Source organism: Pseudomonas sp. NY8896, from assembly GCF_039634505.1.
Map to the genome: position 1 here is coordinate 5788753 of NZ_CP132350.1, position 20080 is coordinate 5808832.

General features: G+C 51.2%; 19 protein-coding genes and 1 tRNA gene. 8 read left to right on the forward strand and 12 right to left on the reverse strand.

Annotated features, from left to right (window positions below; genetic code table 11):
* Nucleotides 1-81: 81 nt before the first annotated feature.
* From Q9451_RS26165 to Q9451_RS26175, 3 genes are all read left to right on the forward strand, one after another.
* Nucleotides 82-166 (forward strand) — tRNA-Leu (locus Q9451_RS26165).
* Nucleotides 167-467: 301 nt separating this feature from the next.
* Nucleotides 468-776 carry a hypothetical protein gene (locus Q9451_RS26170; RefSeq protein ID WP_130207432.1) on the forward strand — a complete coding sequence of 103 codons (309 nt, stop codon included), beginning with the start codon at nt 468-470 and terminating at the stop codon, nt 774-776.
* 14 nt (nt 777-790) lie between these two features.
* Nucleotides 791-1240, forward strand: coding sequence for a surface-adhesin E family protein (locus tag Q9451_RS26175; RefSeq protein ID WP_130207430.1), 450 nt, complete (start codon nt 791-793; stop codon nt 1238-1240).
* Between the two features lie 67 nt (nt 1241-1307).
* Here Q9451_RS26175 and Q9451_RS26180 read toward each other — a convergent pair whose 3' ends face one another.
* Together Q9451_RS26180 and Q9451_RS26185 are read right to left on the reverse strand one after the other, a co-directional pair.
* A complete protein-coding gene (locus Q9451_RS26180; RefSeq protein WP_207040538.1) occupies nt 1308-1808 on the reverse strand; it encodes a hypothetical protein in 501 nt (166 codons plus the stop codon).
* 714 nt (nt 1809-2522) lie between these two features.
* Nucleotides 2523-3503 carry an IS5-like element ISPa41 family transposase gene (locus Q9451_RS26185; RefSeq protein WP_014003920.1) on the reverse strand — a complete coding sequence of 327 codons (981 nt, stop codon included), beginning with the start codon at nt 3501-3503 and terminating at the stop codon, nt 2523-2525.
* Between the two features lie 262 nt (nt 3504-3765).
* Between Q9451_RS26185 and Q9451_RS26190 the strand changes: the two genes are divergently transcribed.
* Both Q9451_RS26190 and Q9451_RS26195 read left to right on the forward strand, forming a co-directional pair.
* Complete coding sequence (locus Q9451_RS26190) at nt 3766-5349, forward strand: replication endonuclease (protein WP_207040537.1); 1584 nt, start codon at nt 3766-3768, stop codon at nt 5347-5349.
* Nucleotides 5350-5749: 400 nt separating this feature from the next.
* Complete coding sequence (locus Q9451_RS26195) at nt 5750-5974, forward strand: hypothetical protein (protein WP_143129380.1); 225 nt, start codon at nt 5750-5752, stop codon at nt 5972-5974.
* Nucleotides 5975-5989: 15 nt separating this feature from the next.
* Here Q9451_RS26195 and Q9451_RS26200 read toward each other — a convergent pair whose 3' ends face one another.
* The 6 genes from Q9451_RS26200 to Q9451_RS26225 all read right to left on the reverse strand — a co-directional run bounded on the left by Q9451_RS26200 (nt 5990) and on the right by Q9451_RS26225 (nt 14280).
* Complete coding sequence (locus Q9451_RS26200; protein WP_345960804.1) at nt 5990-7879, reverse strand: relaxase/mobilization nuclease domain-containing protein; 1890 nt, start codon at nt 7877-7879, stop codon at nt 5990-5992.
* An 83-nt stretch (nt 7880-7962) separates the two neighbouring features.
* Nucleotides 7963-8337, reverse strand: a complete 375-nt coding sequence (gene mobC / locus Q9451_RS26205; RefSeq protein ID WP_207040535.1) for a plasmid mobilization relaxosome protein MobC — start codon at nt 8335-8337, stop codon at nt 7963-7965.
* 319 nt (nt 8338-8656) lie between these two features.
* Nucleotides 8657-9976, reverse strand: a complete 1320-nt coding sequence (locus Q9451_RS26210; RefSeq protein WP_169907662.1) for a tyrosine-type recombinase/integrase — start codon at nt 9974-9976, stop codon at nt 8657-8659.
* A 262-nt stretch (nt 9977-10238) separates the two neighbouring features.
* Nucleotides 10239-12734 carry a TonB-dependent receptor gene (locus Q9451_RS26215; RefSeq protein WP_071890837.1) on the reverse strand — a complete coding sequence of 832 codons (2496 nt, stop codon included), beginning with the start codon at nt 12732-12734 and terminating at the stop codon, nt 10239-10241.
* 101 nt (nt 12735-12835) lie between these two features.
* Nucleotides 12836-13777: a FecR domain-containing protein gene (locus Q9451_RS26220; RefSeq protein ID WP_012270581.1), complete on the reverse strand. Its 942-nt coding sequence runs from the start codon at nt 13775-13777 to the stop codon at nt 12836-12838.
* Nucleotides 13777-14280 carry a sigma-70 family RNA polymerase sigma factor gene (locus Q9451_RS26225; protein ID WP_041166377.1) on the reverse strand — a complete coding sequence of 168 codons (504 nt, stop codon included), beginning with the start codon at nt 14278-14280 and terminating at the stop codon, nt 13777-13779. Before Q9451_RS26225 ends, Q9451_RS26220 begins: the two co-directional genes overlap by 1 nt.
* A gap of 304 nt (nt 14281-14584) precedes the next feature.
* On the opposite strand from Q9451_RS26225, the gene Q9451_RS26230 reads away from it, so the two are divergent.
* The 3 genes from Q9451_RS26230 (at nt 14585) to Q9451_RS26240 (ending at nt 16799) form a co-directional block, all read left to right on the forward strand.
* Nucleotides 14585-15232 carry a trypsin-like peptidase domain-containing protein gene (locus Q9451_RS26230; protein ID WP_041166376.1) on the forward strand — a complete coding sequence of 216 codons (648 nt, stop codon included), beginning with the start codon at nt 14585-14587 and terminating at the stop codon, nt 15230-15232.
* A 103-nt stretch (nt 15233-15335) separates the two neighbouring features.
* A complete protein-coding gene (locus Q9451_RS26235) occupies nt 15336-15815 on the forward strand; it encodes a GNAT family N-acetyltransferase (RefSeq protein ID WP_012270578.1) in 480 nt (159 codons plus the stop codon).
* Between the two features lie 96 nt (nt 15816-15911).
* The gene (locus Q9451_RS26240; RefSeq protein WP_012270577.1) at nt 15912-16799 is read left to right on the forward strand and encodes a bestrophin family ion channel; all 888 of its coding nucleotides are present in this window, start codon (nt 15912-15914) and stop codon (nt 16797-16799) included.
* A gap of 14 nt (nt 16800-16813) precedes the next feature.
* Here Q9451_RS26240 and phnE read toward each other — a convergent pair whose 3' ends face one another.
* Genes phnE through Q9451_RS26260 form a run of 4 tightly spaced genes read right to left on the reverse strand, consistent with a single transcriptional unit; the run spans nt 16814 to nt 20059 of the window.
* Nucleotides 16814-17581, reverse strand: a complete 768-nt coding sequence (gene phnE, locus Q9451_RS26245) for a phosphonate ABC transporter, permease protein PhnE (protein ID WP_012270576.1) — start codon at nt 17579-17581, stop codon at nt 16814-16816.
* Nucleotides 17578-18405 (reverse strand): ABC transporter permease, encoded by an 828-nt coding sequence (locus Q9451_RS26250; RefSeq protein WP_012270575.1) that lies wholly within the window; start codon nt 18403-18405, stop codon nt 17578-17580. Before Q9451_RS26250 ends, phnE begins: the two co-directional genes overlap by 4 nt.
* On the reverse strand, nt 18399-19208 hold the full coding sequence (locus tag Q9451_RS26255; protein WP_041166375.1) for an ATP-binding cassette domain-containing protein: 810 nt from the start codon (nt 19206-19208) through the stop codon (nt 18399-18401). Before Q9451_RS26255 ends, Q9451_RS26250 begins: the two co-directional genes overlap by 7 nt.
* The gene (locus tag Q9451_RS26260) at nt 19205-20059 is read right to left on the reverse strand and encodes a putative selenate ABC transporter substrate-binding protein (protein ID WP_012270573.1); all 855 of its coding nucleotides are present in this window, start codon (nt 20057-20059) and stop codon (nt 19205-19207) included. Before Q9451_RS26260 ends, Q9451_RS26255 begins: the two co-directional genes overlap by 4 nt.
* Nucleotides 20060-20080: the final 21 nt, after the last annotated feature.

The window sequence follows — 20080 nt, forward strand, 5'->3', positions numbered from 1 at the left end:
GGAAGTTTAGCCCAATGTGTGAAAATTGACCATGAAAGCCGATTGACCGACCAGCGGCAGCTCTCTATACTGCGCGCCACTGCCCTGATGGCGGAATTGGTAGACGCGGCGGATTCAAAATCCGTTTTCGAAAGGAGTGGGAGTTCGAGTCTCCCTCGGGGCACCAACATTTTCCTTGTAAATCAAGGACTTAGAGAAGGGGTAGAAAGAAATTTCTACCCCTTTTTCTATCCAAAAAATCTACCCTTCTCATACCCTTTTCTTGGGAAAAACTGCCTCCCGGCAGTGGTCTTCTTGCTTTGCATTCACGCGAGAGACTGTGCGTTCAAGCCATCCTTTCTGATCCAGACCGTTTGAAGTGCTGCGGCTCTGCAGCAGTGCGTAAAAGGGTCAACCATGGGTTGCATAGATGTGTGGCTCAGGCGAGGATTAGCTTAGGCAAAACGCCACCACGCAAGGAAAGCCACATGCAAGCAAAATCCCTCAAAGCCTTGATTGCTGACCACGGCGTCTCATTCGACGCGAGCACCATCATGAATGCTCTGCTGAAAGCTGGTTACGCGGAAAGCTTTGAGTATGCGAGCACCACCGGCAACGGTGTGATGAAGTCATTCAGGAAATTGACCGATCAAGGTGAAGCCTTCGGCGTCAACAAGGCGTCAATGGGCCACCCCTTTAAGACTGAGGCGAAATTTTTCGGAGAGACTTTCCCTCAAATGCTTGACGTGGTCGTTGAACAATTGCGGAAAGAAGTCGGAGGGCTGTTAGCCAAATGAGGTTAGCACTCGTCTTGGCTGCCGTTCTCCCACTAGGGGTAGCGGCTGCTGCTCCTTCTAACGTCCAAGAGTTCGTAGCAAACGACCCTTGGCACCAATTTAGTGATGGCGTTAACGGCCAGAAGGTATTCACGAAAGGTGTTCTAAGACACGATAAAGGTCGCTATGAGCTTTGGTTTAAAGTCGAATACCCACAACCCAAAAGCTGTGGCGGAAACCTATTTATGAAAAGCCCTATGGACAGGGTCATCTGCGACAACGAAAAAGATGGTGAAATTGAAATTTCGATGAACCTTTACGAGATCAATTGTAATAATGGAACATCTAGGGTTACTGAAAGCATTGATTATGATTTTTCAGGAAAAACGTTAAATCACACGTCCAACAAACGTGCAGAGTGGACAAGGACCATACCCGATACTATCGGTGAAGGACTAAACACCTTTTTTTGTAAGCAGGACTAGGGCCGCTAACACCTATGGCCATGCTATATAACAGGTGAAAAATCCTTCACAGGCTCGTCAAGGAAAATTACATAGCATATTTGTTATAGATACCTAATGGAGCAAATATCTTTTTATCTTTCCAATCAAAAAAGTTATTCCCTCCTGCATATAGACCATCGTCAAACTCTTCAAACGCGACTTTGAAAAGATTATCGCTTTTGTCCCCTAGTGTCATCATGGCTACGATGCATTGTTTTATACCTTCTTCCGCGACTTCCTCGCCGTATAATACGCTGAAAATCAATTCAAGAGCGTTGAGGTCATATTTCTGATTTTTAGACTGAAGAAAAGCGTCATAAAATCCAGAAATATACCCAGCAAGCCATTGGTTAATTTCGTAATCCCCATTATCTCCTTTGTAAAGAAGCGGCGGCGTTTTCACACCAGACTTCTCAATTAAAAAAAATTGGTCCTTAATTAAAGAGTATACAAAAGAAACTCCATCAGTCATTTCAGGTGTTATGGGGTATCTTTTGGGTTCTTTTTCTTGGGTTTTCTTTTTTTTGAAAAAATCAAATAAAGCCATTGATTAATCATCCAGAGTTAAGGTCATCGCGTCATAATTTTGTTAAATAGTATCAGATATGGCTATGCTCTGTGAATGGTTCACACACCCGTCAAGGTCGTTTTTAGCGGCTGAACTTGTTCAAGCGTGATAAATGACCAGATGAACGCGACGTTTCTTCATACAGATTTTCAGATGGTCATTTTCAATTTTGAGAAATTTAAAGAATAAGGTTGAACTCTATTTGATGATTAAGGTTGCACCTTAAATATATTTTCAATTTTCTATTGACAACGAATTTCATTGTTTTTAAGCCAAAAAACGGCTGTCCAAGAAAATGAAAACTCAAAAAACTGACATGAAAACGTGCAAAAAAATCAACGCTCTTTTTTAGGGCACTAACAAAAACACGTTAAAAACGGCGTGTTTTAATTCTAGGTATTACCATACGAATAAGATGGTAAATCGTCTAAAAACAGCCGTTTCATAAGTTTTGATATTTAAAAGTTTTGTTGCTCCAAATGTATTTGGAATTAAATTTTGAGCTTTACGCTTTTGATTTTCATATGCGAACTTTGTTCGCAATACCCAGAAGCTTTTCGCCTGCTAGGGATGCTCCGATCAACTTGTCGTGCAGCCGCGGCAAGTTGCAATTTTCCAGGCACCTACAGCGTCATTGGACGAAAAGTGACCGAAAAATCATGTACGGAGAGCTTTTTCGACCGGTTCTCCGTGTTAAACGCGAACCTCACCCATACCCATGAGCTGTTTTCGAACCCTCCACAGGTTTGCCAGGGCGAACAGCGTGGTCAACTGAGCCGTGTTTTTCATCAGCCCACGAAAACGTACTTTCACGTAACCAAACTGCCGCTTGATCACGCGAAACGGATGCTCGACCTTGGCCCGTGTCTGAGCCTTGCAGAACTCGATCTTGCGCTTGGCTTTGTACAGTACGCTGCGCTGGTTCAGCTTGGAATAGGTGCTGCGACGCGCTGCAATCTGCCAGATCACCCCCCGATTTTCATGCTCTTCGCGCCTTTCGACACCGGTGTAACCGGCATCTGCATACACGGCGTTTTCTTCGCCATGCAGCAGTTCAGCCACCTGCGTGACATCGGCCACATTGGCAGCGGTGCCATGGACGTGATGCACCAGGCCGGACTCGACATCGGCACCGATGTGCGCCTTCATCCCGAAGAAATACTGACCGCCTTTCTTGGTCTGGTGCATCTCGGGATCACGCTTGCCTTCTTTATTCTTGGTCGAGCTGGGGGCATGAATAATGGTGGCATCGACGATGGTGCCTTGGCGCAGCGACAGGCCTTTTTCCTGCAGATAACCATTGATGACCGCAAGGATTGCCGGTGCGAGCTGATGCTTCTCCAGCAAGTGCCGGAAGTTCATGATCGTGGTGTCTTCGGGGATTGGCGCGCTCAGCGTCAGGCGTGCGAACTGGCGCATGGGCGTGATTTCGTAGAGCGCTTCTTCCATGGCCGGGTCGCTCAGGGAGAACCAGTTCTGCAACAGATGGATGCGCAGCATGGTTTCCAGAGGATAGGGTTTTCTACCGCCGCCGGCCTTGGGGTAGAACGGTTCGATCAGCTCCAGCAGGCCTGCCCAGGGCACCACCTGATCCATTTCGGCGAGGAAGCGCTCTCGGCGGGTTTGCTTGCGCTTGCCGGCGTACTCAAAGTCGGAAAAGCTCATCTGGCTCATGGGCGGCTCGGATCAGGTGTTGCGGGGATTCTCGCATAACTGAAGGCTTGTTCGGAGATTCCCTAGGGCGGCTTTATGCTTTTTACGCTCTTCTTGGATAACTCTTAAATAAGTGTCGCAAGCTGATTTTACAAGGTTTTCTGACCGTTTTTGATTTTTAAAAAAATCAGCTTTTTTACAGGTTAGAAAGTAAAAATATTTATTTATTTGACAACCATGCACGGCATGGTATTTGTATTAGTAACGAACAATAATAACTTTCATGATATTTATTCCACAACGCATAATCCTTAAAAGTCTTACTCCTGAATTTTTCTTTGCGGAATGTGAAAGGCAGTATTTTTTTGAGCGAGCCATCGAAAAAAAGATGACTTCAAAAGAGTATTTTGAAAATAAGCTAAATAACTCATCAAAAAGAAAATGTTCAAGATTAGCCAAGGAAATAAAAAGCATTAAGGATAAGTTCAACTGGGTTGCCAATTGCGGCGAATATAAATGCTGGAAAATACAAAATAAATACGTTCTTAATGGCGACTTGAACGAAATTGTAAAAAATATCGCGTTTGTTTTCGAGAGAATTCAAGAGCAACTGATAATAAAGCAGAGAAACCTTAAAAACGATGAATTCGGCGAGAGTATTTTTTCACGCATAAAAAATGATTGGGATATTGGTTATGGTATCAAAATAAAGGATATTAAAGGGTCAGCTATAAAAGACAAGCTCATCAATATTGCCGATGAAAGAAAACTTAAATCACAAATAAAAAGAATACAAAAACAAAGAAACGAACTTATGAAGCTGCACTCAGGGTTGATTGGCTCAGGTCGAACATTTGAGATTTGTAGTGATGAAGTTGTTCGCAATAGAGAAGCTGACGAAGCCAGCCAGCTTGATTACATAATGAAGAAATCTCTTGTTAATGAAAACAACAAGAAAATCCCACTATGGAAAGTAGCAAGCACTGAAAAGCAAAGATTTGCTGAGATATTTATCCAAGTCTCATCGCTGGACGCCTATGCCAAACAACTTGACTATAAGCCTCTTTTCATAACTTTTACCGCTCCGGCAAGATTTCATCCAAAGCCGTCGAAAGGCGTTAGTTCTTGGGACGGTTCAACCCCAAAGGATAGCAATGATTACTTGAAAGGCTTATGGAATGCTTTTAGAAAAGACATCCATAGACATAAGATTGAGATGAATGGTTTCTGGGCAGTCGAACCTCACAAAGACCAGTGCTTTCATAAGCACGCTTTAATGTATGTTAATAAGACACATTATGACGAATTAGTAATCTTGATTAACAAGCATTTTAGACACTCGGAAAACGCCGTAAGAATTGAAGAAATTGACGCAAAGAAAAGCAAGGCAACATCATACGTGATGAAGTATCTAACTAAGTCATTCAATTTGGATTTCCAGTTAAAAGGCGGCGTCCTAAATGTAGATAAGTTGGAAATCTCAAATCACAAAAAAGTTAGAGCAGTTCAAGCACTGTGGTCTGTGCGTAGATATGCAATGTTCGGCGTTAAGAATACGCTTTCATTGTGGAGAGAGCTGAAAAGAAAATCATTCTTGAAAGGCAAGAATGACGTTATTGATAAGGCGTTCGCATTTGTGGACAAGAACGATTTCATTGGGTTCTCTATATTTGTAAATGGAAACCTAAAAATAATGAGGCTATACAGCAAAATACAAGTATTTAAGAATGACCTGCTCGGTGATGTTTTCGGAAAAAGACTAATAGGTAAATACATAATTGATTTGAGCACAAAAGAAATGATTGATATAAAAGCAAATTACAAAATTGTTGATACTGCATTGCTTGATGCTGCCGAGCTGCAATAAATAAATACTTATCTATTGATTATTTATAATCGCATGTTATATTGTTATCAAGAACAGGAGATTATGAGCATGCAACTAATAAGGGTAACTAGCAAAAGAAAAGAAATCTTAAAATATACAAAAAAACTAGGCCTTTATGGTTTATATAAAGATGTTAAGAATGCACATGACAAAAGTGTTTGTCATTTGATTTTTGACCCATTAGATTACACATTCAAGGTGCTGGTAGACCAAAGTAGAGTTCCTTACGAATATCAAGACGAATGTATAAGAGACTTATAACAAAGCCAGCTAATGCTGGTTTTTTTGTGCCTGAATTTTGTCAAGAAAAATATGCATTTATTTGACTTTGCTTTTATTTGTGCTCTAATAAATATATATAAATAAGAAAGGGACACTAATGAAAAAACCAAAAGCAAAAGCAAATCTTAAAGTTTGCACCATCACACTCGACGCTGAAACACATAATCAATTTAGAGAAATTGCCAATACTCACAAATTTCCGTTGTCACGCTTTATAAATGATTGTATGAAAGAATACTTAAATGTAAGCAAAGTTAACGGGTTCAACAAAGATGTAACGCTACAAGTTGGAATTAGAAACTTTCAAATCCAAGACAAATAAAAAGCCCTGATAGGGCTATTTTGTTAACTGTGGTTTTAAGTCAAACGTAACCGCTCTTTTGTTTGCCATCTGTGCTTTAAAAGCTTGTTCAAGCTGTTTTGCTGCCGATGGGTCTCTTTCTTTAATTTCATCAAATAGATTATACAGCTTCTGTCTAAATTCATATTGTCGCTTAACCTCGCCAGTTTTTATGCCATTACGATTGTCTGGAATGTTGTCCATTTCTCTATGCCCCGCAATGTCTCGCGTGCTGCTGCCCGGAAATAAGCTTTTCGTTAGTCTCGATTGCAACCATTCAAATTCTTCAACAATTTCATCATTCGAATATGTTGAATAGTCACCATCGACCTTATGGTTTTCAGGCTCTGGAATCGGCTCCGGTGTCATCGGTGTGTAAAGGTCATCTACGGCAGGCTCTACTGGTGTAGGTGTCTCTGAAGCCTTTGTAGGAGCTTCTGCGACTGGTTTATGGTCGGCTGTCTCAAATTCTCTCATCAACTCATCTATCAAATCGTCATTGGTGGCTGCCACCTTGTGTTGGTCTACCTGCTTTGTTGGTTCTGCTGGCTTCTCTGGTGTGGTTTGAACAGGTGTAGGTATGACGGGTGGAGCAATGACAGGCTCAACTGGCTTAGGTGCTTCTACGGCCACCGTTGGGGCTTCTGGTGCTGGTTGTGGTTTAGGTTCTGGCTTCTTATTCATCGAAGCATATTGCTCTTGAATTTTCTTCAATTCGTCTAAATCTGCTGGGGTAGGTTTGTAACCTTCAAGCTTGAAACCTTTCGCCTCCAATCCCATTAATTGAAATTCAAGCCATATATTTTTCTTAAAGAAATCAGGGCCATTCACTGTGAATGATTGTGGTGGTTTGGCGTCAGCAACAAGCCTTTGAATGCCAGCCTTTGCTGACTGTCTTGATAAATCATGGAATGAAACTTTTGACGGGTCTTTGTAATATTCGAATGATTTCTTGCTGCTGGCTGAATTATAGAAATATTCAACCTTGTCACTATGCTGAATAAACTTGAACTTGGTGGCAAACACTGAGTTCGGTTTAATCTTTTTCATGTAGTCGGGTTCTGCTTCATTGGAAGCAATAGAACAGTCTTCGTATTTTTTAACGTTGTGCTTACTTTTCAAAGTCTGCTCAAAGCTAGTGTCTTCACCGAGTTTTGCTTTAAGTGCTTTGTAAGATAGGGCAAGCTCGGACGCTTTGAATATTTGGTCTTCATATTGAATAGAGAAGGATGATTTGCCATTGTGAATGACATTAAAACCATTTGCAGTTATCTGATTGATAAAGTCGGAAGGGCTTGAAGAACTAACAAGGTAAACGTTTAAAGCGTCTTTCATCTGCTGCTTGTTGGAAGTTATGCCTCGAACATCAAGCATTCTTTCATTGGATGACGGATGCTTGTCTTTATATTTTTTGCTGATGATGTCCTTCTTATCTTTTGGTGATAAGTCTTTTCTTTTATCAAGTGCGTCCATGTCTCTTGATATTCGGTTCTCTGGAATAATTAGATTGTATTTCTGTTCAAGCTTTTCGCATTCTCTTTCAATCACTCGGTAGTCATTGCTAACGTTATAACACTTACCATTGAAGTCTTTCAAACCCCAAACAATATGAACGTGAACCTCATCTGTATCAATATGAACACCCAACGCATACTTTCTATTTGAAAGGTTATGCGTCTTTTCATAGAGTTCTTTTACTATCTGCTTCGCTTGTTCAGGAGTAACGTTATCATTGGTATGAAAGCTGACCATATCGTGCTGGCTTCTAACTGACTGCTTTCTGCCTTTGGTTCTAACAGCGACATCACTTTCGATGGATGTTGCAATGGCATTAGCAATTTGTCTTTTGGATGAGTTCATAGGTGTGTAAATGTTGCTTTCGAACAATACACATCCTTCATCTTTGTGAAAGTATTTAGAAGCCTTATATACTCCTGACCTGCTTTTCTGGGTGCTCAATCTTTTCCTAATCATATATCGCCTTTGATTGTTATTTTCTCCTTTTTCAAACTTTCAAGCCTATTTGTCAATACGCCCATGTTCTTATCTAATTTGCTCAGAACATCTAAAACGTCTTGGTTTGGTTGCTTCCCTGAATTCAACGCTGCTGCTATTTGATTAAGGTTATTGCCAATCTGACTGAATATTTTTTCAATGGTGACTATATCCTCTCTTAACTTTGGGCTGCTTACTTCTATGATTTCATTTACTCCATTATTTATAACGTGGGAAATGAATTTCACCTGAGTCATTTTTAATGTAGCTCTCTGCTTTTCGAGCAGTAAAATATCTTCCTGTGGAAGTCTAAAATTCAACTGATTACTTTTTCTAACTTTGTCATTCATACAATCCTCCATATTGATTGCTATACATTTTTCAAACGTAGTGCGAAAAATCGAGCGTAAATGTAAGCAACGAACGAAGTGAGGTGCTATACATTTACATTGCTCGCATATAAAGAATTCAAACTACTAATATCAAGCTAACATATATTAAAATGTTTTCAAGTTGTATAGCTTTCAATAAGCCAGATAACAAAAAATGAAAGCGTATAGCAACGTATAGCAACGTATAGCAATGTATAGCAATGTATAGCAATGTATAGCAGGCATTAAAAAGGCCACCTTAAACGGCAGCCTTATAATTGACAGCAACAATGAAAAACTAGACTGAGAATTTATATTGTAGGTATTTAACAGCATCCATTTTTGATGCAGGGGTTGGGCCTTCGGAATATCTATCGAACGTCATTCGTAACAATCCATCAGCTTTGTGACCAACCAAAGAAATAATGACAAGGTTCTTAACGTCAGCACGCTCTAATGTAGTGATTACAGTTTTCCGGATGCTATGGAAAACACATTTCTTATCAAAACCTAAATCCGTTTTGAAGATTGAAAACTGATTACCTAAACCTTTCGATTTAGTTTCATACTTCCCGCCTTTGCTTGTCTTCAACAAATATCCATCATCCGATGAACTGACAAGCCGTTTCACTGTTTTCATGAGAACCGGATGGATTGGCACAAAACGAACGGATGCTTGTGTTTTACCTTCGGTAATATGAAAACAATCAACACCATCCTCTTTAACAACTGACGATGTTTTCAAACGACAAATTTCTTCAATCCGTGCTCCCGTGTAGGCCGCTATCTCAATCAAATCTGCTAATTGACGCTTTCCTTTTTCAACTGCCTTACTATGTAGGGTATCAACCTCGTCCGCCGTAAATGCTCGTCTTTCGTCCTCTTTAAGCGTTCCACGTCTGACCTGACTCAACTCATGACTTTTAAAAGGATTGATTGGGTAACGTTCTTTGAATGGTGGTTCTTTTTTAATCAAGAAATTATAGAAGGCATTAAACGAAAACAAATATTGTTTCTTTGTCTTCGGTTCGAGATTTTTTGAAATCAAGAATGAAGCAACTGCTTCATAATCCAAAAGAAGGTTTTCGGACTTTAAAAACGCATCAAGTGCTTTAATTCTCTTAATATGCCTATCCACGGTATTCAAATCAACTTTCCGTTGATTTAATTCATAGTTATAGAAAGCATCAAGGCGACTTTTAAAAAATGGAGTTTTGGGTGAGTAGTCTGAGCGACCTGCCGCTATATCAATCGCCTCATTAACAAGGTCGATACTCAGCTTTTTGTCATGTGCATACTGGATGACTTCAAAACCCATTTTTGTTTCATTGGTGGCGGGTTTTCCTTGAACTTTATCAAGAATTATTGCCCGTTGATGCTTTTCAACTATTTGAAGAACATCATCACGGAAATTACCGATTTCACCGTTACGGGCTTTTTCAATTTCGGCTTTCCATTGATGTAACCATCTTAATTTAAGAACGTGGGCTTCCGAGCGGTTGCCGGTTTTGAGACTTTTAGTCAGAACCTTACGCCCGGCGAAGGCTTCCCGTGCAGCCTCTGGAACGTCAAGACGGACGTGGTAGGTGCCAGATTTCAAGACTAAAAAATCGGTCATAGCAGCAGCCCTTGGCTAGTCATTTCTACCCAAAATTCTATCCAAAATTTCTACCCAAAGCCACTGAAAGCCTTTAAACTCGCGGCATTGCTGGGTCTTATGATGTTTTTGAGGGAGTTCGAGTCTCCCTCGGGGCACCAAAATCCGGAAAAAACCGACCTTATGGTCGGTTTTTTTTCGCCTGCACTTTGTTGAACTGCTGCCTCAGCAAATCCCTGTAGGAGCGGGCACGCCCACTCCCACAGCTCAATCGTGGCTGGCTTTAGAAATCCGCTCGCAGGGTCAAGGTGTAATTACGCGGATCTCCGTAGTAGTTGGCCGCATACAGCCAACCGACGCTGGAGAAGTACTTCTTGTCGAACAGGTTGTTGCCGTTCAACGAAACGCTGAGGTTCTTGTTGATCTGGTAGGCCACCCGAGCGTTCCAGATGGCGTACCCCGCCTGCTCGATCTTCCCTACCCCGTCCGTACCACCAAAGTTGCCGTGGTAGTTGCGGCTCTGGATGTTGGCGCCAGCACCGACGGTCCACGGGTCCAGTTCGCCAGGCAAGTTGTAATCCGCCCAAAACCGGAACAGGTGCTTGGGCGTATAGGTGTTGAAGGTGCCGCCGGCCTCCGACTCGCCATCGGCTGGGTCGTTGCGGTACTCGGTATGGGTGTAGGTGTAGCCAGCGAACAATTGCATGCGGTCCAGCACTTCACCGCTGATTTCGGCATCGAAACCTTGGGTGCGCACCTTGCCACCCGCTACGTAGCAATTCTCGCCGCCATTATCGCCGCACAGAGTGGCCTGGGCGCGATTTTCCTGGTCGACCTGGAACAACGCGAAGCTGGTATTGACGCGGCCGTCGAACAGTTCGCCCTTCAGCCCCATCTCATAATTGGAGCCCACGATAGGTTTCAGCGGCGCGTTGTCCACGCTCAGCTCGGTCTGCGGCTTGAAGATATCGGCGTAGCTCAGATAAGCCGACCATTGCTCGTTCAGCGCATAGATCAGGCCACCATAGGGGGTGAACTCGCCGCTTTCCCGCGAATGAGCCGGGGTTGGCGACACACCGTTGAACCGGTTTAGCTCATAGTCGTAGCTGTAGTTGCTGCTACGCCCACCGAGCACCAACGTCAGCGGGTCGCTGAGTTTGTAGCGAGTCACCGCATAAATGCCGCTCTGGCGGATCTTGGCCTTGGAAGTACCGGGGTAGGTGTTGGTCCCTTCGGCACCCAATAGCTGATCCATGGTCGGGCGCTGTGGCGAAACCGGGTCGTAGATGTTCATCGGGCCCAGGTTGATGAAGCCGCCTTGCAGGTCGTCAGTCTGCAGATCGCTGGCATTGGCCCCCACCACCACTTCGTGCTCGCGGCCAAATGCACGCCACTTGCCGGTCAGGTTGATGTCGCCGCCCTTGTTGATGTTTTCGAAGTCGTACAGGTAGGCACGCGAACGCATGCCGTTACCGGTAGCCGGGTCTACAGCGCCGCGGCCAAAGCTGTAGAGGATGTAGTTGGTTTCGCGCATGTAGCTGCCAGAAGCTTTCAGGCGCCAGTCTTCGTTGAAATCGTGGGTAACATCGGCGAAGTAGGTGGTCTGTTTGTTATCCCACTTGTTCCAGTCGGCACCGGTGTAGGTGGACCGGCTGACGTTGACCGCACTGCCATCCTTGTTGCGCGGCAGGCCGCTGAAGAACGGCGTTGAGTGCAGGTCTTCCACGCTGGCGCCCGCCGCTACCGTGGTGCGGTCGCTGAGGTCGTATTCAAGGATGCCGTAGAGTACGTTCTTGCGGCTCTCGGCAGTGTCGTAGAAGTAGTTCTGGTCTTCATGGCCTGCCACCAGGCGGCCGCGTAGCGAGCCGTCGGCGTTGAGCGGGGCACTGCCGTCGATGGTCTGCCGGTAGGTGTCCCACGAACCGGCGCTGGCGGTTACCGACAACGAAGGCTCGGCTTTCGGCCGCTTGCGCACCAGGTTGATGGCCGCACCAGGGTTGCCGCTGCCCTGCAGCAGCCCGTTGGCGCCGCGCAAGATTTCGACACGGTCGTACAGCAAGGTGTCGGAGGTGAAGCTGCTGCCGATTGCATAGTAGCGGCGATCGAGCGGCACGCCGTCGTACTGAATGGTTTCCACCTCGAAACCACGGGAGTAGATGTACTTGCCGCCCGATGGGCTCTGCAGGGTGGTGATGCCAGTGGTCTTTTCCAGCACTTCATCCAGCGTGTCCAGGCGCTGGTCGTCCATGGCCTTGCGCGTGACCACGCTGACCGACTGCGGAATATCCTTGAGGCGGTGGGTGCCTTTGCCGATGGTGACGGCATTGGCGGTATAGCTGCCCGAGCCCTCGGTGGTTGCATTGTCCTGGATACCGTTGATATTCAGCGGCTCCAGGTTAAGCGCCTCGCCACCAGAAGCCGCGCTCAGCGGCAAGGGCTGCAGGCCATAGACGTTATTGCCGCGACGCACGGCTTGCAGGCCGGTGCCCGCCAACAAATGCTGGAAACCTTCCTCGATACCGTATTGCCCCTGCAACCCAGGGCTAGAAAGGCCACGGGTCAGCTCCGAGGTATATTGCAGGGTAAACCCTCCCTCACTGGCGAAGCGGGCAAGCACCTGGGCCAGGCTGCCAGAAGCGATGCTATAGGCTTGTGGCGCCTGGACGGATGCGGCCTGGGCGTGCACGCCAGCACCCAGCAAGGCGATGGCCAGCGCACTCAGGGCGAGCGCACGTCGATAACCAGGCACGCGAGCGTTGCCCATGCTGCGATCGGTCATGACGACCGCTGAAGAAGAGCGAATCATTGAGAAATTGTCCCTTTATGTGTGGCAGTTCCACAGGTAAGGACTGATGAGTTTCAAGATCGGGCCAATTCTCATTAACGTTTGTTCACGGTAACCCAGTAGCGGGTGCGGTAATCCACCTGAACCGGCAACGTGGCGGGCAGCGCAGCCAGGATGGCGTCGGTGTTTTCCAGCTGGAAAGCGCCGCTGATCAGTAGTTGCGCCACATCGGATTGGCAGCGCAGCCAACCTGGCCGATAACGCCCCAGCTCACCGAGGAACTCGCGCAGCGGCATCTCGTCGACCAGCAGTTGCCCACGAATCCATTGGCTGTCTTGTTCCCGCGCAGGGGTCACGGCCCCCTGCCCTGCTGCATCGAAAGTGACTTGCTGGCCGGCGTCGAGGGTTTGCCGTGGGCCATGGCTGGGCGTGACCAGCACCGCCCCTTGAAATACGGTCAATTGGGTCGCCCCCTCGCGCTGGCGGACCAGGAAGCGCGTACCCAAGGCCTCCAGCAACCCCTGCTCGCAGGCAACCCTTAGTGGCCGATGCTGAGGGCTGCTGCTGTCGCGCCCGCTGTCTATCAGGATCTCACCACGACGCAGACTGATCAGGCGCTGATGCGCATCGAAATTCACATCCACCGCAGTATCGGTATTGAGGTCGAGCAATGTGCCGTCGGCCAGCGTCAGCTGTTTGTGCTGGCCCACGTCGGTTGCATAAGCGTTCTGCGGTGCAAGCTGGCGATAACCCACATAGCCAAGTGGCGCGACGATGGCCAACGCCAACAACTGTTTCATCACCTGGCGGCGCTCGCGGTTCAAGGTGCCCATGGCCAGTTGTGGCGGCAGCAGGCCCAGCTGCGCTTGCACCCGCAACGCTTTCTGCCAGGCCCGCTCATGCTCGGGCGCAGCCGAACGCCAGCGGTTGCAGGCAGCACGCTGGGCCGGGCTGACGGCGTCTTCGAGCATCAGCATGTGCCAATTGGCTGCTTGCCGAGCCACTTGCGCAGTGATTCGAGGCTGTTGGTTGGGCATCAGAAGTCTTCTTCGAACAGGATGCAGGCTTGCAGGGCGTTGGCCATGTGCCGCTTGACCGTGCGCTCGCCAATGCCCAGGCGGCGTGCCACCTCGATGTAGGTCAAGCCCTCCAACTGCACCAGCAGGAACACCGAGCGCACCACCGGTTTGAAGGTGTCGAGCAGTGCGTCCAGTTGCTGCAGGGTTTCGCGCATGGACCACTGCTCTTCGGCGGACAGCGCGAACAGCTCGGGAAGTTGCTCGAGCATTTCCAGGTAGGCGCGTTCCAGTGACTGACGGCGGAAATGGTCGTAGACCAACCGCCGGCTCACCGTTGCCAGGTAGGCGCGGGGGCGCTGCAGGCTCAGCTTGGCGCCGGCCTTCTGCTGGGCCTGAAGAATACGCAGGAAGGTATCTTGGGCCAGGTCGGCAGCTTGCGCCGAGCAGCCCAACCGGCGGTAGAGCCATTGCTTGAGCCATCCATTGTGCTCGACATAGACCTGACTCAGATCGTCGTTCATCACGGGTATCCCTCCGGGCGAGGACAGCACCTTAGATGATAACGATTATCAGATCAATTATTCATTGAATGCGCCTTCACAGCGGCCGCAGCGCCATCAGGATTTGACGCCGCACCAATGACTTCAGGGCTTGCAGCCATACCTGCAATCTATTGGTCGCACACAGGATTAGCTCTTAAGCTGTCATTCATCGGATATATGCCGAAAGTATTGTTAGCGTAATAGCACTTAGCCATAGTTGCGCTCCCATTTCTCCACCCCCGTGTGTCTCATGAAAACAATCGCGCCCTGCATGGCGGCAATGATGCTGCTCAGTGGGTGCAATGGAGTGCCAACGTCGTACGTTTCAGATCCTGTCTACAACCAGGCTTTCGTGGTCACCTCCGGTGCCCCACTGCCGATGTTGCTGATGGCCAGCGCCATCCAGTGGAACGAGGATTACGCAGTAACCGCCAAACACACCCCCTTCCTGCGCAACGTGGTCCACGAGGGCCTCGGCGATGTGGTGTTCTTCAAGCACAAGGCCAGCAGCGTGCCGCTGTGGCGGCAGTACGTGCCGGGGGAAGCGGTGACGGCGGTAGGTTTCAACAGTTTGATGATGCCGATGCAGGGCAAGGGCCATGCCCTGCCGTCGTTGGTTCGGCTGGAAGGTACACCGGGCAGCGTCTTCTACTCGGTGCATGACGGCCCGATCACCAAGGGCATGTCGGGCGGGCCGGTGTTCGCCGATGATGGCAAGGTGGTGGGCATCAACGTCGCCATCATTCCCACCCGCGAGATCGACGCCGGCAAGCGCCCGGACCTGGCCGGCAAGGCGCGCATCAGCGTATTCATGTCGTTCAACGAAATCGACAAGGAATGGCGGCGCTATCAGTACCTGCTGGCGCACAAGGCCAAGCCCCAGGCACCGGCTTCGGTCAAAGGCTACGTGGCGGTGGCGGCCAAACCTTGAGTTGAATATGCCGATGCAAAGCGGCTTATGATGCAAGGCTGATGACCTGTTCGTGGGCTTGCCCGCCAATAGGGCCTACCCGCCAGCGCACGAAGGACCTGCCATGCATCTGACCCACCGCCCTGTCCGGCCTGAGGACATCCCTGTCATCTGCGGCTTCCCGCAGAGCCCGGACGAACTGTTCTACATGTTCCCCAAAGCCACCTACCCACTCACTCCCGCACAGTTGAGCGACGCCGTCGCCCAACGCAGCGGCTCCACAGTGGTGGAAGGCAACGGCGCAATTCTGGCCTTTGCCAACTTCTACAAAGCCGAACATGGCGGCGTATGTGCATTGGGCAACGTGGTAGTGGCACCTGGCGCCCGTGGCCACGGTGTAGCACGCTACTTGGTGACCGCCATGGTCGATCTGGCTCGGGAGCAATTCGCAGCCCAAGAACTGTGGGTGTCCTGCTTCAACCACAACACAGCGGGCTTGCTGCTTTATCCACAACTGGGCTTTGTGCCGTGCGGCATCGAGCAGCGGCAAGCGTGGGACGGCACACGGGTGGCATTGGTGCAGATGAAACAAATATTCAGCTAGAAGATACGTTTGCTCACACACCTCGACGAACAGCACCGAACCATGCCCCCGCCTCGACGTCCGATCCTGCATCCCCCGCGTTTCGAGGCCCTCCGCGTGAAAGACATCATCACTCGCAAGTACCGCCTGGTCGTGAAGACCATCGGCTACATCGGCTGGTCGCTGTTCTGGCTGTTGATCTGGGATGTGCTGGTCACCATCGATTTCATGCTGTTCTTCAACAGCAAGTTCACCCTGCCGCTGATCCCGTTGACCTTGCTGGGCTCAGCGCTGGTGGTACTGGTGAGCTTTCGCAACAGCAGCGCCTACAACCGCTGGTGGGAAGCCCGCACGCTGTGGGGGGCGTTGGTGAACGGTTCGCGCAGCTTCGCCCGGCAGACATTGACCCTGATCGATGACCCGGATGAAGGCCCGAACCCGGTCAAAGCTACCCTGCTGCGCCGGCATATCGCTTATGTGAACTGCCTGGCGGCGCACTTGAAGGGCGAAAAATGCCCGGACGAACTGATGGCCTTCATACCGCCAGGGGAGTTCGAACGGCGCAACCGCTCGAACAACTTCGCCAACGACATCCTCGGCGGCTCGGCGGCCTTGCTGGCGCGGGAATACCAGGCCGGGCGGCTGGACAGCATCCGCCTGGCCCGGCTGGAATCGACCCTGGTGGACCTGTCCAATGCCCAGGGTGGCATGGAGCGGATTGCCAACACACCGCTGCCCTACCCCTATGTGTATTTCCCACGGCTTTTCATCACCCTGTTCTGCTTGATCGTGCCGGTGGGGCTCGTGGAGTCGCTGGGCTGGTTCACCCCCCTGGCGTCGACGGTAGTTGGCTTCATGCTGCTGGCTATCGAGCGGATCGGGACTGATTTGCAGAGCCCGTTCAGGTTCAGTGAGCACCAGATTCAGATGGACACCATTTGCGAAACGATCGAGCGCAACCTGGAGTCGATGCAGCGGGAGGCGCAGCATGGGGAGCTGGCTTAGGGCCCGGTTATTGGTCAGGCCCGCACGTAACGCTGGCGCAGCACATCGCTCAACGCGTCCACCAGCAACACCAGCACCAGCATCCCGATAATCACCGTGCTGGCCTGGGCCTCCTGGAAAAGGCTCAAGGTGGTGTACAACATCTGCCCCAACCCACCGGCACCGACAAACCCCAGCACGCTGGCCATGCGGATGTTGTTTTCCCAGCGGTACAAGCTGTAGGCCAGCAATTGCGGCCACAGGTTGGGCAAGGTACCAAAGCAGAACGCCGCCACCTGGCTACCGCCCTGCAGGCGGATCGCCGCCGCAGGCTCCGGCGGCGCATTTTCCAAGGCCTCGGCAAACAAGCGCCCCAGCACACCAGCGGTGTGCAGCGCCAAAGCCAGGGTACCGGCATTGGGCCCAAGGCCGGCCGCCAATACCGTCAGCGCGGCCCACACCAGCTCTGGAATGGCGCGCAGAGCATTCAGCAGCAACCGCGCGGCGCCCTGCAACGGCCAACCGAAGCGGCCAGCCGCCGGCAGCGCCAGCAACATCCCCAATACCATCGCCAACAAGGTGCCCAGGCCAGACATGGCCAGTGTCTCCAGCGCCCCACGCCATACTGCCTTCAGGTGCCCGGCAGACAGGTCCGGGTGCAGAAAACGCCCGGCGTATTCGCCCATCTGCCCCAGCCCGCCGTTGCCGACCAGGGCTTGCAGGTCCAGCTCCAGGTAAGTGAACGAAGCCACCACCGACGCCACGATTGCAGCCAGCAGCAACAGGTTGATCACCCGGTTCATGCCAGCCTCCAGCGCAACAGGCGGCTCAGCAGGTCGGCCAGAATCACCAACAGCAGGAACGTCAGCAGCATGCTGGCTACCTCCGCACCCGCGAACATGCGCATCGACAGGTCGATCTGCTGCCCCAGGCCGCCAGCGCCGACAAAGCCCATCACCACCGAAGCCCGCACCGCGCATTCCCAGCGGTACACGGTGTACGACACAACTTCGGAAGCGGCATTGGGCAGGATGCCGTATAGAAACGCCGCCAGCCGGCCACTGCCCGCCTGCAACAACGCGTGGGCCGGACGCTGGTCCACCGATTCAAAAATCTCGGCGTAAACCTTGCCGAGCATGCCGCTATAGGTGATGGCGATCGCCAGAACACCCGCCGTCGGCCCCAGCCCCACGGCCCGTACGAACAACAGCGCCCAGACAATTTCCGGCACGCTACGCAGGAAAATCAACAACCCGCGCACCGGCAGGCGCAGCAGCCGCGACCACAACCCAGCGCGACCTCCACGAGAGGCGGCGCGCAACGACAAGGCGCGGCTGGCCAGCAGCCCTGTCGGGACTGCAAGCAGCAACGCCAACGCCATGCCAGCGGTGGCCACGGCCAGGGTCTGCAGCGTGGCTTCATACAACAGCGCGATAAAATCAGCATCATGTGCCGGCGGCCAGAAGGCGCTAGTGAAACTGGCGATCTGCTGACGGTTGTCCGCCTGCAACAGCACCCAAGGGTTCAGTTCGCTCAACTGGATACCCGGCCATAGCACCGCCACGGCCAGCAAGGCCAGCAGCAACCGTGGCAACGATGCCGGGTCGCGGGCGTCGGCCCTCAACATCTCGGGATCTGCACGGTCAGGGTAGGCCCCTGGGTTGGTGGCGAAGCCAGTTGTTCGTTGGCGTACAGTGCATCGAGCATGTGCTCGGTAACCGCTTGGGCCGGGCAGTCGAATACCACCTGACCTTCACGAATACCGATCACCCGCGGGAAATGCGCCAGCGCCAACTCGACGGCATGCAGGCTTGCCACCAGGGTCACGCCGTTAGCCTGGGCATGGCGATTGAGCAAGGCCAGGCTGTGATCGGCCAGCACCGGGTCCATGGCCGACACCGGCTCGTCGGTCAACAACACCTGCGGCCGCTGATACAACGCGCGGGCAATGCCCACCCGCTGCAACTGGCCACCCGACAATTGCCCACACTGCACGAACAGCTTGTCGGCCAGGCCCAGCTCGGCCAACACCTGGCGCGCACCCGGCACATCGCTGGGGTATAGCAGGTTAAGCAAACCGCGCAGCACACCCCACTGCCCCAGGCGGCCAGCCAACACCGCTGTCACCACCCGCTGACGCGGCGGCAAAGGCGGCGCCTGATGCACCAGGCCAACCCGCGCGCGCAGGCGCTGACGAGCCCTTGCCGACAACGCCCAAGGCTGCTCACCGAGCAGTTCCAGGCGCCCGCCGCTGGGCTGGATGGCCGTGGCCATCACATGCAGCAAGCTGGACTTGCCCGCCCCCGACGGCCCGATGATGGCGATGCGTTCGCCCTGCCCGATGCGCAGGCTGATCGCTTCAAGCGCACGTACCTGGCCATGGCGCAGGCTGGCAGCGTGCAGATGGATTGCCACGTTCGAAGCGGTCACTTGAGCAGGCCGGCCTCGCGTGCGGCTTGTTCGGTGCCCACGTAGTTCTCAGGCTTGGTTTCGATGAAGCGGCTGGCGGCCTGCAGGTCGAGGATCGCCTTGTGCTCCGGGTTGGCCGGGTCGAGGCCAAGGAAGGCTTGCTTGATCTTCTCTTTCAACGCCGGGTCCATGTTGCCACGCACGGTCCAGTTGTAGTCGAAGTAGGTCGGGGTGGTGGCGAACACTTTCACCTTGCTGGTATCGACCTTGCCTGCATCCACCAGCTTCTGCCACACACTGGCGTTGAGCACGCCACCATCGACCTTGCCAGCCTGTACCCAGGCCACGGTGGCGTCATGGGCGCCGGAATAGGCCACGCGGCTGAAGTACTCTTCAGGCTTGATGTTGTCTTGCTTGAGCATGAAGTAACGCGGCATCAGGCTGCCCGACGTGGACGAAATGGAACCAAAAGCAAACGACTTGCCCTTAAGGTCCGCCAAGCTTTTCACGTCGGGGTTGGCAGTGATGAACTTGGAGGTGAACTGCGCGTCCTGTTCACGCTGCACCAGCGGTGTGGCGGTTGGGTCCTTCAAGTGCACCTGGACGAACGTGAAGCCGCCCAGCCAGGCCAGGTCGAGGCGGTCCGCGGCCAGCGACTCGACCACCGCCGGGTAATCGGCCACCGGTACGAACTTCACGTCCATGCCCAACTGCTTGGCCAGGTATTCGCCCAAGGGCTTGAACTTGCGCTGCAATTCGGTCGGTGCTTCGTCGGGTATGGCGCTGACCCGCAAGGTTTCAGCGGCCTGAACGACAACGGCGCAGCAAGACAACACAAGGCCGGCGGCGAGCGCCAGGGGGCGTTTGAGCATGGGTGTTCTCCGGTTCAATAA